Origin of the sequence: Salipiger bermudensis, assembly GCF_019801965.1 — a bacterium.
In the GTDB taxonomy this organism is placed as follows: domain Bacteria; phylum Pseudomonadota; class Alphaproteobacteria; order Rhodobacterales; family Rhodobacteraceae; genus Salipiger; species Salipiger bermudensis_A.
On sequence record NZ_JAHVIA010000005.1, the window covers coordinates 219,676 to 233,621 of the forward strand.

At 68.8% G+C, this 13,946-nt stretch carries 17 protein-coding genes; 14 read left to right on the forward strand and 3 right to left on the reverse strand.

Translation table 11 applies throughout. From position 1 onward, the window contains the following. Position 1: 1 nt before the first annotated feature. Genes KUV62_RS12855 through KUV62_RS12865 form a run of 3 tightly spaced genes read left to right on the forward strand, consistent with a single transcriptional unit; the run spans position 2 to position 2,224 of the window. Positions 2-1,081, forward strand: a complete 1,080-nt coding sequence (locus tag KUV62_RS12855; RefSeq protein WP_222604108.1) for a FecCD family ABC transporter permease — start codon at positions 2-4, stop codon at positions 1,079-1,081. Beyond that, positions 1,081-1,869 (forward strand): heme ABC transporter ATP-binding protein, encoded by a 789-nt coding sequence (locus KUV62_RS12860; protein ID WP_222604109.1) that lies wholly within the window; start codon positions 1,081-1,083, stop codon positions 1,867-1,869. The genes KUV62_RS12855 and KUV62_RS12860 overlap by 1 nt, the downstream gene beginning before the upstream one ends. A gap of 34 nt (positions 1,870-1,903) precedes the next feature. Next, entirely contained in the window at positions 1,904-2,224 is a 321-nt protein-coding gene (locus tag KUV62_RS12865; RefSeq protein WP_222604110.1) for an antibiotic biosynthesis monooxygenase family protein, read from the forward strand. Positions 2,225-2,464: 240 nt separating this feature from the next. Here KUV62_RS12865 and KUV62_RS12870 read toward each other — a convergent pair whose 3' ends face one another. From KUV62_RS12870 to KUV62_RS12880, 3 genes are all read right to left on the reverse strand, one after another. Then, positions 2,465-3,424: a glutathione S-transferase family protein gene (locus KUV62_RS12870; protein ID WP_222604111.1), complete on the reverse strand. Its 960-nt coding sequence runs from the start codon at positions 3,422-3,424 to the stop codon at positions 2,465-2,467. A gap of 23 nt (positions 3,425-3,447) precedes the next feature. Continuing rightward, positions 3,448-4,269: a 4,5-DOPA dioxygenase extradiol gene (gene ygiD / locus KUV62_RS12875; protein WP_222604112.1), complete on the reverse strand. Its 822-nt coding sequence runs from the start codon at positions 4,267-4,269 to the stop codon at positions 3,448-3,450. A gap of 80 nt (positions 4,270-4,349) precedes the next feature. Further along, positions 4,350-4,760 (reverse strand): DoxX family protein, encoded by a 411-nt coding sequence (locus KUV62_RS12880; protein ID WP_222604113.1) that lies wholly within the window; start codon positions 4,758-4,760, stop codon positions 4,350-4,352. A 161-nt stretch (positions 4,761-4,921) separates the two neighbouring features. Here KUV62_RS12880 and KUV62_RS12885 point away from each other — a divergent pair, with 161 nt between their 5' ends. The 11 genes from KUV62_RS12885 (at position 4,922) to KUV62_RS12935 (ending at position 13,890) form a co-directional block, all read left to right on the forward strand. After that, positions 4,922-5,818 carry a LysR family transcriptional regulator gene (locus KUV62_RS12885; protein WP_222604114.1) on the forward strand — a complete coding sequence of 299 codons (897 nt, stop codon included), beginning with the start codon at positions 4,922-4,924 and terminating at the stop codon, positions 5,816-5,818. Between the two features lie 81 nt (positions 5,819-5,899). Then, on the forward strand, positions 5,900-6,976 hold the full coding sequence (locus tag KUV62_RS12890) for a hypothetical protein (protein ID WP_222604115.1): 1,077 nt from the start codon (positions 5,900-5,902) through the stop codon (positions 6,974-6,976). Next, positions 6,976-7,761 carry a 23S rRNA (adenine(2030)-N(6))-methyltransferase RlmJ gene (locus tag KUV62_RS12895; RefSeq protein WP_222604116.1) on the forward strand — a complete coding sequence of 262 codons (786 nt, stop codon included), beginning with the start codon at positions 6,976-6,978 and terminating at the stop codon, positions 7,759-7,761. Before KUV62_RS12890 ends, KUV62_RS12895 begins: the two co-directional genes overlap by 1 nt. 33 nt (positions 7,762-7,794) lie before the next feature. Then, positions 7,795-8,481 carry a hypothetical protein gene (locus KUV62_RS12900; RefSeq protein ID WP_222604117.1) on the forward strand — a complete coding sequence of 229 codons (687 nt, stop codon included), beginning with the start codon at positions 7,795-7,797 and terminating at the stop codon, positions 8,479-8,481. A gap of 217 nt (positions 8,482-8,698) precedes the next feature. Then, complete coding sequence (locus KUV62_RS12905) at positions 8,699-9,109, forward strand: hypothetical protein (protein WP_261395613.1); 411 nt, start codon at positions 8,699-8,701, stop codon at positions 9,107-9,109. A gap of 62 nt (positions 9,110-9,171) precedes the next feature. Then, a complete protein-coding gene (locus KUV62_RS12910) occupies positions 9,172-9,615 on the forward strand; it encodes a TerB family tellurite resistance protein (RefSeq protein WP_222604119.1) in 444 nt (147 codons plus the stop codon). 67 nt (positions 9,616-9,682) lie between these two features. Then, on the forward strand, positions 9,683-10,123 hold the full coding sequence (locus KUV62_RS12915) for a TerB family tellurite resistance protein (RefSeq protein WP_222604332.1): 441 nt from the start codon (positions 9,683-9,685) through the stop codon (positions 10,121-10,123). 191 nt (positions 10,124-10,314) lie between these two features. Next, the gene (locus KUV62_RS12920; protein ID WP_222604120.1) at positions 10,315-11,091 is read left to right on the forward strand and encodes an ABC transporter ATP-binding protein; all 777 of its coding nucleotides are present in this window, start codon (positions 10,315-10,317) and stop codon (positions 11,089-11,091) included. 38 nt (positions 11,092-11,129) lie between these two features. Continuing rightward, complete coding sequence (locus KUV62_RS12925) at positions 11,130-11,852, forward strand: transporter substrate-binding domain-containing protein (protein WP_222604121.1); 723 nt, start codon at positions 11,130-11,132, stop codon at positions 11,850-11,852. A 102-nt stretch (positions 11,853-11,954) separates the two neighbouring features. After that, positions 11,955-12,836, forward strand: coding sequence for an ABC transporter permease (locus tag KUV62_RS12930; protein WP_222604122.1), 882 nt, complete (start codon positions 11,955-11,957; stop codon positions 12,834-12,836). Positions 12,837-13,083: 247 nt separating this feature from the next. Beyond that, complete coding sequence (locus KUV62_RS12935; RefSeq protein WP_222604123.1) at positions 13,084-13,890, forward strand: ABC transporter permease; 807 nt, start codon at positions 13,084-13,086, stop codon at positions 13,888-13,890. Positions 13,891-13,946 lie beyond the last annotated feature (56 nt).

A 13,946-nucleotide genomic window follows, 5' to 3' on the forward strand; every position in this document is an offset into this window, starting at 1 on the left:
GATGGTCGCGCTCACCGATCCCGCAGCGCTCGACGCCCCCGCGCCGCCCGACCGCCTCGCCCGCGCCCGCCGCCTGACCCTGTGGCTGGCGCTGCTGCTGGTCGCTGTCGCGCTGACCAGCCTCACCGTCGGCGCCACCGGCGTGCAGCTCATCGACGTGGCGAGGAGCCTCGTTAGCGGCGAGGAGCTCACGCGCATGGAAAGGGTCGTGCTGCTCGACATCCGCCTGCCCCGGCTGGTCATGGGTCTGGCGGTGGGCGCGGCGCTGGCGGTCTCGGGGGCGGTGATGCAGGGGCTGTTCCGCAACCCGCTGGCCGATCCCGGCATCGTCGGCGTCAGCGCCGGCGCCGGGCTCGGCGCCATTCTCGCCATCGTGCTCGGAAGCCTGTTGCCACCGGCTCTGCTGGGGATAGCGGGGGCGCATCTCGTCCCGCTCGCCGCCTTCCTCGGCGGCTGGATCAGCACGCTGCTGCTCTACCGCGTCGCCACCCGCCGCGGCCAGACCTCGGTGGCCACCATGCTGCTCGCCGGTATCGCGCTGGCGGCGCTCTCCGGCGCGGTCTCGGGCGTGCTGGTCTACCTGGCCGACGACACCCAGCTGCGCGACCTGACCTTCTGGGGCCTGGGCTCGCTGGCGGGCGCTAGCTGGACCAAGCTCGCCGCGGCGCTGCCGATCCTGCTGATCGCGATGGCAGGCGCCATGCTGCTCGGCCGCGCCCTCAACGCGCTGGCGCTCGGCGAGGCCACCGCCGCTCATATCGGCATCCCGGTGCAGCGCATGAAGCGCCTCGCCATCCTCTGCGTCGCCGCCGCCACCGGCGCCGCGGTCGCGGTCTCCGGCGGCATCGGCTTCATCGGCATCGTGGTGCCACACCTGCTGCGCCTCGCCTCCGGCCCCGACCACCGCGCGCTCTTGCCCAACGCGGCGCTGCTGGGCGCGTCGCTGCTGGTCGGCGCCGACATGATCTCGCGCAGCGTGGTGGCCCCTGCCGAGCTGCCCATCGGCATCGTGACGGCTGTTCTCGGCGCGCCGGTCTTCCTGTGGATCCTGCTGCGGCAGCGCGGCGCGGTGGACCTGTGATGCTGGAAGCCCATGACATCACCGTCCGTTTGGCGCGCAGCGAGATCCTGCAGGGCGTCAGCGTCACCGCCGAACCCGGCCAGCTCACCGCGATCTGCGGCCCCAATGGCTCCGGCAAGACCACGCTGCTGCGCGCCATGACCGGCGACCTGCCCTACACGGGCCGCGTCACGCTCAACGGTCACGACATCGCCCTCCTGCAACCGTGGGAGCTCGCGGCGATGCGCGGCGTGCTGCCCCAGGCCTCCGCGCTGGCCTTCCCCTTCACGGTGCTCGAGGTGGTCGAGATCGGCCTCTCCCGCGGCCGCGCCGCCGGGCAATCGCGCGCCGCGCTGCAGGCGCTGGCCCGGGTCGACCTCGCCCATCACGCCGCGCGCCCCTACCAGTCGCTCTCGGGCGGCGAGCAGCAGCGCGCCCAGCTCGCCCGCGTGCTGGCGCAGGTCGGCGCGCCCAGCGAGGCCGGCGCCCCGCGCTGGCTGTTTCTCGACGAGCCGGTCTCGGCGCTCGACATCGCGCATCAGCTCGAGGTCATGCAGATCGCCCGCGATTTCGCCGATGCCGGTGGCGGCGTGGTGGCTGTGATGCATGATCTCAACCTCACCGCGATGTTCGCCGACCACATCGCCCTGCTGTCGCGCGGCCAGGTGCTGGCGGCGGGGCGCGTGACCGAGGTGATGACCTCTGATACGCTCTCCCGCGCCTATGGCTGCCAGCTTCGCGTCGGCGCTGCGCCGCCGCCCGGCACCCCGTTCCTGCTCCCTCACGCCGCGCGGCTCGCGGCGGAATGACGCCCCAAGACATGACCCCAAGAGAGGACCAACAATGTATCTCGCGATGAACCGCTTCACCGTGCCGCTGGAAAACGCCGCCGATTTCGAGGCGCTCTGGCTCGGCCGCGACAGCAAGCTGCACGAGAACCCCGGCTTCAAGGAGTTCCACATGCTCAAGGGCCCCGAGGAAGACGGCGCGATCCTCTACGCCTCGCACACGGTCTGGGAGACCGAAGGGCATTTCCGCGCCTGGACCCGCAGCGACAGCTTCCGCGCCGCCCATGCCCGCGCCGGCGAGACCCGCAAGCTGCATAGCGGCGCCCCGCGCTTCGAGGGGTTCACCGCAATCCAGAAGATCGCCATGCCCGCCTGATCCCGCACCCCCGCCTGACACGCGGCGTCCGCCTTCCGACAAGACCGCGGCAGCGCCAAACCACACCGGCCCCGCCGGACAGCAAAATGCGCGGCGGCCCCTGGAAGACTGCCGCGCCATCCGCGCCCCTGTCTTCTCTTCGTCAAAAATACTCCGGGGAGTGTGAGGGGCTGGCCCCTCACGGCCCGGCATCAGCCAGAAGCGGCACGCCCCTCAAGCGCCCCGCCCCGGCCAAGCCGATTACCCGCGCAGCAATGCCTCGACATGCCCCGGCCCCACGGGCCGGATCCCGGTCGGGTTCAGCGCCTTGATCGAGTAGTAGCCACGGGTGATGTGGTCCATGTTCACCGTGCCCCGCACCCCCGGCAGACCGAGGATCCGCTCCATGTAGGCCGAGAGCCGGGGATAGTCGGCGATCTGCCGGCGGTTGGTCTTGAACAGCCCGTGATAGGCGGCATCGAAGCGGATCAGCGTCACGAAGGTGCGCAGGTCGGTCTCGGTGAGACGGTCACCGAAGAGATAGTCGCCTTCCAGCCGCCCCTCGAGCTCGTCGAGCATCGCGAAGACGCCCTCGACCGCCTCGTCATAGGCCGCCTGCGAGGAGGCGAAGCCGGCCTTGTAGACGCCGTTGTTGAGCAGGTCGTAGATCCGCGGATTGAGCGCGTCGATCTGCTCGGCGAGATCGTCCGGGTAGAGCCGCAGATCCGAGGGCACCAGCTCCTCGAAGGCGGTGTCGAACATGCGCACGATATCGGCGCTCTCGTTGTTGACCATGACATTGCGCTTCATGTCCCAGAGCACCGGCACCGTGGCGCGTCCGGTGAACTCGGGATCGGCGCGGGCGTAGAGCTGGTGCATGTAGTCGGAGCCGAAGAGCGGGTCCTCGTCGGAACCGTCATAGCCGCCGAAGCGCCAGCCCTGATCGGTCATCGTCGGGTTCACCACGGTGACCGGGATGATCTCTTCCAGGCCCTTCAGCGCCCGCGCCATCAGGGTACGCGAGGCCCAGGGGCAGATATAGGCCACGTAGAGCCGATAGCGCCCGGCCTCGGCGGGAAAGCCGCCCTCGCCGGTGGGGCCGGCGCTGCCATCCGTGGTGATCCAGTTGCGGAAGGACGAGACCTGGCGCACAAAGCGGCCCTTCTCGTCGGCCTTCTGCACCGGCTGCCAATCCTTGGTCCATGTTCCGTTCACAAGCATGTCGGGTCTCCTTTCGGGAGCGGTCAGTAGTAGATGAAGCTGCGCATCGAGACCGAACCGAGGTCGATGGCATCGTTCATGAAAAGAAGCGTGTCGCGCGCGTCGGCGGCGCCGGCCACGGTGAGCGAGGGCAGGTAGTGATCGACGCTGGGATGCGCCATGCGGAAGAGCTGGCCCATGCCGGCGCGATCGGTGAGCGCGCGCAGGTCGCCCTGCTCCAGCCGCTCGGCGAAGAAGCTGTCGAATTCCTCGGCCCAGTCATGCGCCGCGCCGCCACCCCAGCGCAGGGCGCGTAGGTTGTGCACCACGTTGCCCGATCCCAGGATCAGCACGCCGCGGTCGCGCAGCCCGCGCAGGGCCTGGCCGATGGCGACGTGCTCGGCGAGATCGGCCTTCATGTCGATGGAAAGCTGGAACACCGGCACGTCGGCGTCGGGATAGAGGAATTTCAGCACCGACCACGCGCCGTGATCGAGCCCCCAGGTGTCGTCGCCCTCGGCATGGTGGCTGGCGAGGATCGAAACCACCTCGGCGGCCAGTTCCGGCGCGCCGGGCGCCGGGTATTGCTCCCGGAAGAGCTCCTGCGGGAAGCCGTAGAAATCGTGGATCGTCTCGGGCCGCGCGGTGACGTTGACCAGAGTCGAGCCCTTGGTCATCCAGTGCGCCGAGACCACGAGGATGGCCTGCGGGCGCGGCAGGTTGCGGCCGAGCTGGGCCCAGCTGCGGGAATAGGCGTTGTCCTCGATGGCGTTCATCGGGCTGCCGTGGCCGAGAAAGACCACCGGCATGCGGTCGGAGGCGCGCAGGCCGTCCTTCAGCTTTTGCAGTTGTTGCGAGATGCTCATGGCATGTCTCCTTGGCAGGCAGTGTCGGGGCGGCCGCCGCGCCCGCGTTTGCGCGCGGCGACCGGATGAAACCGGATGGATCAGGCGTTGCGGCGGCCGAGCGGCCAGAGCGCGTGGGCGCCGTCGCCGATCAGGGCAAGCGCCGCCATCATCGCGGCCCACATCACCGGGTATTCCCAGCCGCCGCCTGCGTTGGACCAGCCGAAGCCGTTGGCCCAGTGGGCGGCGATCGCGGCGCCCAGCAGCACCGGCACCGAGACCAGCGCCACGAGGCGCGTCGCGATACCGAGGATCAGCGCGAGCCCGCCCCCGATCTCGAACAGCATGGTGGCGATGCCGAGCCAGCCCGGCAGGCCGAGGCTCTCGAAGAAGCCTGCGGTGCCGGCCGGGGTGAAGACGAGGAGCTTGGTGAGCCCGTGGGCAACGAAGAGGGCCCCGGTGGTGGCCCGCATGAGGAGCGCGCCGTAAGCGACTGTCTTTGCATTGGTCATAGGATCTGGTCCTTGTTGTCCTGCCGCGGGCGCCGGGGTCTTTGCGGGCCGCGCCGGCCGTGGTCTGGTGTGTTTCGATAGCCGCAAGATGCGCCTTGCGCCTCCGGAATGAAATGGCGATGATGTGGAATGACCTTCCACACAATGTTCGGAATGTTCGCATGGACCTGATCGACGGGCTGCGCGCCTTCGTCTTCACCGCCGAGACCGGCTCCTTCACCGCCGCCGCCGAGCGCATGGGGATCTCCAACCGGCTGACCTCGAAATACGTGGCCGAGCTCGAGGCCCGTCTCGGTGTGCGCCTGCTGAGCCGCACCACCCGGCGGGTCGGCGTCACCGCCTCGGGCGAGGCGCTGCTGGCGCGCGCCCCCGCCCTGCTCGACGATCTCGACGAGATGCTGGCCGAGGTGACCGAGGACGGGCGCGGCTTCACCGGCACGCTGCGGATCTCGGCGCCGGTGACCTTCGGCGAGAAATACGTGCAGGGCATGCTGGCCCGCTTCGCCGCGCCGCATGAGGCGCTGGTCGTCGACCTGCGCCTGACCGACGCCTATGTCGATCTGGCCAGCGAGGGCATCGACCTTGCCTTCCGCGTCGGTGAGGGCGCGGTCACCTCGCTGAAGCGGCGCCGGCTCGGGGCGTTGCGCAGCCTCGTGGTGGCGAGCCCCGACTACCTCGCCCGCAACGGCACACCCGAGAGCCCGGCGGATCTCGCCGCCCATGCCTGCATCGCCGACACCAACCGCGCCGAGCCCGGGCAATGGGCGTTCAGCCTTGATGGCGCCGAGATCGCCGTGGACGTGCCCTCGCGCTTCCGGGTCAACAGCGCACAGGTGGCGCGCGACCTCGCCGTCGCCGGTCAGGGCATAGCCTTCTGCCCGACCTTCGTGCTCGGGGACGATGTCGAAACCGGGCGGCTGGTGCCGGTGCTCGAAAACTATGACAGCCCGACCCGGGCGATCAGCGCGGTCTGGCTCGAAGGCCGCACCCTGCCTCGCAAGGTCCGGGCACTGATCGACTTCGCGGTCGAGGATGCGCGTCGCAACGGCCTCGGCTGAGCCGCGCGCGTCGCGGCGCTCGGGGGCGATGGCGTCGGCGGCGGCGATGCTCTAGACAGGCGGCAACGAGGGACCGACCAGATGACCAAACCGCAACTCCTGATCCATATCGGCCACGGCAAGACCGGCTCGACCGCGATCCAGCGCATGCTCGATGTCAGCCGCGCGCCGCTCGAGCAGGCCGGGGTGGTGGTGGCCGAGGCCGACGGCCACGCCAATCACCAGCAGATCTTCGCCTTCCTCACCGATCTGCCGAAGCAGAACCTGCCCGCCTACCAGGATGCCGACCGCGAGATGGAGAAGGCCCGCAACGATGGCGCCCGGCTTTGGGCTCGGCTGCAGGAGCGCATCGAGGCCGTGCAGCCGACGCTGGTCATCCTGAGCTGCGAGAACCAGTTCCGCCCCTACCCGCCCGAGGCCTTCGCGCGGATGAACGCCGCGCTCGCGCCGCATTTCGACGACGTCCGCGTCATGGCCTACCTGCGCGCGCCGGCCTCCTATTTCCTTTCCGCCGCGCAGCAGGATCTCAAGAAGCGCCCGGAGTTCGAGTTGCCCTCCGCCAGCCGCTTCCGCGACACGCTCGAACCCTGGGGGCAGCACGGCCCCGGCCCGATCGAGGTCCGACGCTTCGCGCGCGACGCACTAGAGGGCGGCGACGTGGTGACCGATTTCATCGCCCGTGACCTGCCGATGATCGACCCCGCCGCCCTGCGCCGCGGCCCCGATGACGAGAACGAGACCGTGAGCCCGGAGGCGATGGAGGTCCTGCAACAGTATTTCCGCGGCCAGATCCGTGCGCCGCACCGCCATTACGACCGCCGCCCGCAGCGCTACAAGTGGCTGGTGCGGCATGCGGATGCCGTGGTGCCGGGGCAGCGCAAGCCGCGGCTGCTGCCCGGACTGCGCGAGGTGATCGAGGCGCGCTGCACCGATCTCGACTGGCTGGCCGAGACCCACGGTCTGCGCTTCCCTGAAATCGGCGCGCCCGCAATGCCGCGCGAGGAGGCCGAGGCGCGCCATGCGGCGCTGCGCGACGTGGCGCAGATCTGCACCGTCGATGCCGCGCGCAAGCAGGCCCTGCTTGACGAAATCGCTCGCCGGGCCAGGGCCGAGACCGGCCCGCTGGCCCGCATCCGTTCCCTGTTCGGAGGCCGCTGATGCTGTCCTACCAGCACCTGTATCACGCCGGAAACCTCGCCGACGTGCAGAAGCATGCGCTTCTGGCGTGGATGCTCGACTACCTCACCCAGAAGGACAAGCCGCTCAGCTATATCGAGACCCACGCCGGGCGCGGGCTCTACGATCTTTCCGCCGCCGAGGCGATCAAGACCGGCGAGGCGCAACAGGGCATCGGCGCACTGGCCGCGGCGCTGCCGAAGGCGCATCCCTATGCCCGCGCGCTGGCGAAGATCCGCGCGGAACACGGCCCGAGCGCCTATCCCGGTTCACCGCTCATCGCCCGCACCCTGCTGCGCGAGCAAGATCGCCTTCACCTCGCCGAGCTGCACCCGCAGGAGCACGCCGCCCTGCGCAGCGCGCTGCGCGCCCCCAACGTGGCGATCCACCAGCAGGACGGGTTCGAGCTCGCCCAGAGCCTCTGCCCGCCCGAGCCGCGCCGCGGCGTGCTGCTGGTCGATCCCTCCTACGAGGTGAAGCAGGATTACGAGCGCATCCCGAAGTTCTTCGCCAAGGTCGCGAAGAAATGGAATGTCGGGATCCTCGCACTCTGGTACCCGATCCTGACCTCGAACCTGCACGCGCCCATGGTCGCGGCGCTCGAGCGCGATCATCCGGGCGCGCTGCGCCACGAGCTGCGCTTCCCGCCGATCCGCGAGGGCCATCGCATGGTCGGCTCGGGCATGTTCGTGATCAACCCGCCCTGGGGGATGCAGGAGGAGGCAAAACGGCTCGACCGGCTCTTCCGAGGGGCGAAAAAGCGCTGAGCGAAACACCGAAAGGGGTGTAGCCTGCGCGTCATGCGCTGGCTTGTCCGCCTTCTCTGCCTTGTCTGCGCCGCCCCGGCGCTGGCCTGCGAGGACCCGATCTGCGAGGTCCCGCCGGACAGCCTCGATTTCACCCGGATCATCGATTTCCAGAGCTTCCCCTCGGGCTACGGCGTCGGGCGGGCGCTGTCGGGGGTGATCGACGGCAAGGGCGCGCGCTTCGGCGAGCGCTTCCTCGGCCAACTGCTCGAGATCGACACCGGGCACGACCATCTCGTCGGCCGTCCGCTGCCGCCGCTGACGCTGCTGCCCGGCGAGGAGGGCAGCAATCTCGGCACCATCAGCCTCTGGGGCGACAACGTGCTCAAGGGCCACGGGCCGCGCGGCTTTCCCGATGCCGGCGCGGTGGGCGAAGGCGCCATCGCGGTGCTCTTCGACCGCGACCAGCCGGCGCTGGCGCTCGACATCCGCGGCGGCGAGGGCGGCACGGTGACGCTGGTGTTCTTCGACCGCAGCGGCGCGCCGATCCACAGCCTGCGCAAGCAGGTCGACCGCGATACCGGCACGCTGACCCTGCTGCGCCGGGGCGCCCTGCCCGACATCGCTGGCTTCACCGTCGAGAATGCGGATCCCGAGGGGCTGGGAATCGACAATCTCCGCTTCGAGTTCCACGAATTGATGGGCGCGCGGCCGCTGCCGGCCCCGGAGCGGCGGGGATGACGGCCCCGATCCGGTTCGGCGGAGCGTCGCTGCCCTCCCGGAAGGCAGTCGCACAACCCAAGAGGTCGCGCTGCCGCCTGTCGCATCACAGGCATTGCCGATTGGCCCCTCCTGCCCCAGTTTGTTGCGGCGCGCCATGAGAAAGGATCGCGATGCAACACCTGCCGTCTGCACCGACCGACACCAAGCCCCGGGAGCGGCCAGCTTGGGACGCAACTTGAGATTCTGGCTGGCCTCGCCCTTCGCGGCGCCCTTCGATCCCGGCGACGCCCCGCTGGCGCTGGGGGCGCTGCTGCTGCGCGCCGCGCGCACCGAGCATGCCGGGCTCTTCGCCGACCCCGCCACGTTCGAAGCGGTGCTTGCACAGTGCTACGATCTGACCGCGCGCGAGGCCTCGGAGATGCGCGAGGCCTGCGAGCGGGTCGAGGCGGTGGCGCCGGACTGTGCCAGCTTCGCCGAGATCCTGCAGAACGCGGTGGGCCTTAGCGACCGGCAGCGCTTCGCCCTGAGCCTGCACCACGTGCTGCTGGCGCTCGGGCCACCGCAGGACCCGCAGCTCGAGGCCCTCTCGCAGCTGTTTCTTGGCGCTCATTCCGCAACAAACCCGGCCTCTGTGCGGGCGGGCTGACGAATCCCCTGTTGCCGGTCGTGTCGCGCTGGCACACTGGGCGGACGACGCAGGAGGGCCCCATGTTCGAGCGACTGAAATCGTTCTTTCACCACCGCGCAGCGCCGGCCAAGCCGCTGCACGAGCTCGACGCCGCCCATGCCATGGGCGCGCTCTTGGTGAAGGTGGCGATCGCCGATCACACCTATCTCTTCGAGGAGGTCGAGCAGATCGACCGCATCCTCGCCGAGGCCTACAACCTCAAGCCGCTGCAGGCCGCCAAGATGCGGGCGGAGTGCGAGCGGCTGGCCTTCGAGATGCCCGGCATCGAGGAGATGGCCGCCCGCATCCGCGACGGCGTCGATTACGAACACCGCCGCGCCGCGGTCGAGGCGATGTGGAAGCTGGCCGAGGTCGACGGCATCAGCGATGCCGACGAGACCGCGCTGGTCGAGCTGATCGAGGATCATCTCGGGCTCGAGCGCGCCGATTCAGAGGAGGCCCGCGCCTCCGCCGTCATCCCCTGACGGCCCCCGCTCACGCGGGCGAGAGCCTCTCTTTCCCGATCCGGCAACCGGCGCTATATCGATGTCCATGTTCGCAGATTTCCTCAAGCGGCTCGTCGAGCCCGGCCCGCAACCCCTCCCTGACGCAGACGCACGGCTGGCGCTGACCGCCCTGCTCGTGCGTGTCGCCCGCGCCGACGAGACCTATGACGAGAGCGAGCGCGAGCGCATCGACCGCATCAACGTCGCCCGCTACGGGCTGTCGCCCTTCGAGGCCGCCAAGCTGCGCAGCGAGGGCGAGGCGCTCGAGGCAGAGGCCCCCGACACCGTGCGCTTCACCCGCGCCATCAAGGACGCGGTCGATTACGATCACCGCATCGGCGTCATCGAGGCGCTCTGGCAGGTGGTGCTCGCCGACGGGGTGCGCGACGCCGAGGAAGACGCGCTGCTGCGGCTGGTCTCGAACCTGCTCGGCATCAATGATCGCGATTCCGCCCTTGCCCGGCAGCGGGTTGAACGCGGAAGCTGATCCAGCGCCGAAGCTTTCAACCCTGAGAGCCTGCCGCCCGCCCAGCCCCTGCGCAAGGCGGCGCCTCGAAACAAGGCATTTGCCGATTGACGCGGCGATAACCCCGCCTTTGGTCGCGTTTTGCGCATTGCAAAGGGCGGCTGTTTGCGCCCATCCTCCCCCCTGATCGAAACCGCCGCCAGAGGTCAGGCTTGCCAAATCCAACGCCCGTCATCGAGATCCGCAACCTGCACAAGGCCTATGGCAGCCTCGAGGTGCTCAAGGGCGTCGATGTCACCGCCCATCGCGGCGACGTGGTTTCGCTGATCGGCTCGTCGGGCTCCGGCAAATCCACGCTGCTGCGCTGCTGCAACCTCCTCGAGGACAGCCAGAAGGGCGAGATCCTGTTCAAGGGCGAGCCGGTGGTCTGGAAGGGCGAGGGCCATCACCGCCGCCCCGCCGATCCCAAGCAGGTGCTGCGCATCCGCACAAACCTGTCGATGGTGTTCCAGCAATTCAATCTCTGGGCCCACATGACGATCCTGCAAAACGTCATGGAGGCCCCCGTCACCGTGCTGGCGCGCGACCGCGCCTCGGTCGAGAAAGCCGCCCGGGGCTATCTCGAGAAGGTCGGCATCGGCGACAAGTGGGATGCCTACCCGGCGCAGCTTTCCGGCGGCCAGCAGCAGCGCGCCGCCATCGCCCGCGCGCTCTGCATGGAGCCCGAGGCGTTGCTCTTCGACGAGCCGACCTCGGCGCTCGACCCGGAGCTCGAACAGGAGGTGGTCAAGGTCATCAAGGACCTCGCCGCCGAGGGGCGCACGATGATCATCGTGACCCATGACATGAAGATGGCCCATGACGTGAGCGATCACGTGGTGTTCCTGCACCAGGGCCTGATCGAGGAACAGGGCCCGCCCGAGACGCTGTTCGGCGCGCCGAAATCCGAGCGCCTGCGCGGGTTCCTCAAATCCACGACCCACGCCTGACCGGCCGGGTCCAGAAGACCAACCAAGGGAGCAATGAAATGAAGAAAATCCTTCTCGGCACCGCCGCGCTGGCCCTGACCGCCTCGATGGCGCTGGCCCAGGACGTCGTGCGCATGGGCACCGAGGGCGCCTACCCTCCGTACAACTTCATCAACGATGACGGTGAGGTCGACGGCTTCGAGCGCGATCTCGGCGACGAGCTCTGCGCCCGTGCCGAGCTGACCTGCGAGTGGGTCACCAACGAGTGGGATTCGATCATCCCCAACCTCGTGTCGGGCAACTACGACACCATCATCGCCGGCATGTCGATCAACGACGAGCGCGAAGAGGTGATCGACTTCACCCAGGATTACATCCCGCCGGCGACCTCGTCCTACGTGGCGCTGACCGAAGATGCGCCGCTCGACGGCGTGGTTGCGGCGCAGACCTCGACGCTGCAGTCGGGCTACATCTCGGAAAGCGGCGCCACGCTGCTCGAATTCGCCACCGCCGACGAGATCATCTCGGCGCTGCGCAACGGCGAGGCCGACGCGGTGTTCTTCGACACCGACTACCTGACGCCGATCGTCGAGGAATCCGGCGGCGAGCTGATGTTCGTCGGCGAGACCGTGACCCTCGGCCGCGGCACCGGCATGGGCATCCGCGAGAGCGACGGCGAGCTGAAGGATACCTTCGACGCGGCGATCACCTCGATGAAGGAAGACGGCTCGCTCAACGAGCTGCTGATCAAGTGGTTCGGCGAAGGCACCGACACCTACTGATCGCCCTGATCTGACATCGGAGGCGCGGGTCGACCCGCGTCTCCGACCCCACCCAGCCCCGCCCCGCGACGCGCCGTTCCGGCGCCCCTGACCCGGACCCGCATGTTTTCCTTCTGCACCGACCCCTCGGTCCTGTCGACCCCGGCGTGGTTTGCCTGCTACTTCACCACCGGCAAACTGATGCTGTTCTACGCCTCCTTCGGGACGGTGCTGCTGCTGCTCGCGATCACCGCGCCGGTGGCGCTCGGCTTCGGCTTCGCCGGCGCCGCCGCGGCCCGCGCGCGCTTCGCGCCGCTGAGCTGGCTCGGCAAGCTCTACATCGCGATGGTGCGCGGCGTGCCGGACATCGTGTTCTTCCTGTTCTTCGTGATCGCGCTCGACCAGGGCTTCGAGTACCTGCGACACAAGGTGAAATGCCCCGACTGGACCGATCCGATCCGGCAGGGCTCGGATTTCATCGTCTGCGACGCCGCCAAGCTGCCGCTCTCGACCGCGCCGCAGGTCTGGCACGAGGTCTACGGCTTCTCGCTGGCGGTGCTGACCTTCTCGATCGTGTTCGGCGCCTTCGCCGCCAACGTGCTCTACGGCGCCATGCGCGCGGTGCCACATGCCCAGCTTGAGACCGCCGAGGCCTATGGCATGACCCATCGCCAGACCTTCTGGCGCATCCTCATCCCGCAGATGTGGGTCTATGCGTTGCCGGGGCTATCGAACCTGTGGATGGTGCTGATCAAGGCCACGCCGCTGCTGTTCCTGCTCGGCGTCGAGGACATCGTCTACTGGGCCCGCGAGCTCGGCGGCGCCAAGACGGCGCGGTTCTCGGACTATCCGCATGCCGACTGGCGGGTGTGGTACTTCCTCGGGCTGCTGGTGTTCTACCTGCTGTTCACCAGGATCTCGGAGATCGCGCTGGCGAAACTGATGGCGCGGCTCACCCACGGCCAGGCGACGGTGGGTGGCGAAGCGCAGAGGAAGGCGGCGTGATGCGTGGGACGAGCGCTGTTTGGGGGCGCCGCCCCCGTCCGTGCAAGCACGGACTCCCCCGAGGTATTTTCGAACCAGAGAAGCGGTGGGCGCTCGGGAGTGAGCGCGGTGGCCGGGCGCTGACGGTGGCGTCGGGTGGCGCCGGGCGGGATCTTCGGGGGCGCTGCCCCCGTCCGCGCGGGCGCGGACTCCCCCGGGATATTTTCGGCCAGAAGAAGATGCGGGCGATTGCGACGGGAGGCCGGGCATGAGCTGCTGGGACGTGGTGGCGGATTACGGGCTGCGCTCGCTGGGGATCGGCGAGCGGCTGTTGCCGCGGGACGATTTCACCCTTTGCAAGCAGGCGGTGCTGATCGGCTCGGGGATGATCTGGAACGTCTATTTCGGCGTCGTGGCGCTGGTCTCGGGGTTCTTCCTCGCCACCGCGCTGGCGGTGGGCAAGGCCTCGCGCCACTGGCTGCCCCGCAAGCTCTCGGAATGGTTCATCTTCCTGTTCCGCGGCTCGCCGCTCTTCATCCAATTCTTCTTTGCCTATTTCCTGTTCCTGAGCCTCAAGTCGGTGGCGCCGGTCTTCGCGCCCTTCTCCTCGGCCTGGCTCGGGGCGCTGGTGGTGCTGTTCTTCAACACCGCCGCCTATAGCGGCGAGATCTTCTACGGCGCGCTGCTCTCGGTGCCGAAGGGCGATGTCGAGGCTGCCGACGCCTACGGCTTCTCGGGCTGGCCGCGCTTTCGGCGCATCGTCTGGCCAACCATGCTGCGGCTGGCATGGCCCGCCTATACCAACGAGGCGATCTTCCTGTTCCACGCCACCACGCTGGTGTTCTTCTCGGGTTTCCCGGCCTTTCAGCAGCGCGGCGACGCGCTCTATTACGCCAATTACTTCGCCGACAAGACCTTCAACCCCTTCGTGGCCTACCCGATCCTCGCCGGCTATTTCATCGTGCTGACGCTGCTGATCATCTGGCTCTTCGGGGCGATCAATCGCCGCCTCAACCGGCATTTGCCGCAGGCGCGGCGCTCGAAGGTGAGATACCGCCCCAACCTGCTGCGCTGAGCCTCAGTCGAAAAAGCATTGAGCGAAAAGGCTTGGCCGCTCGCCGCTCCCGGTGC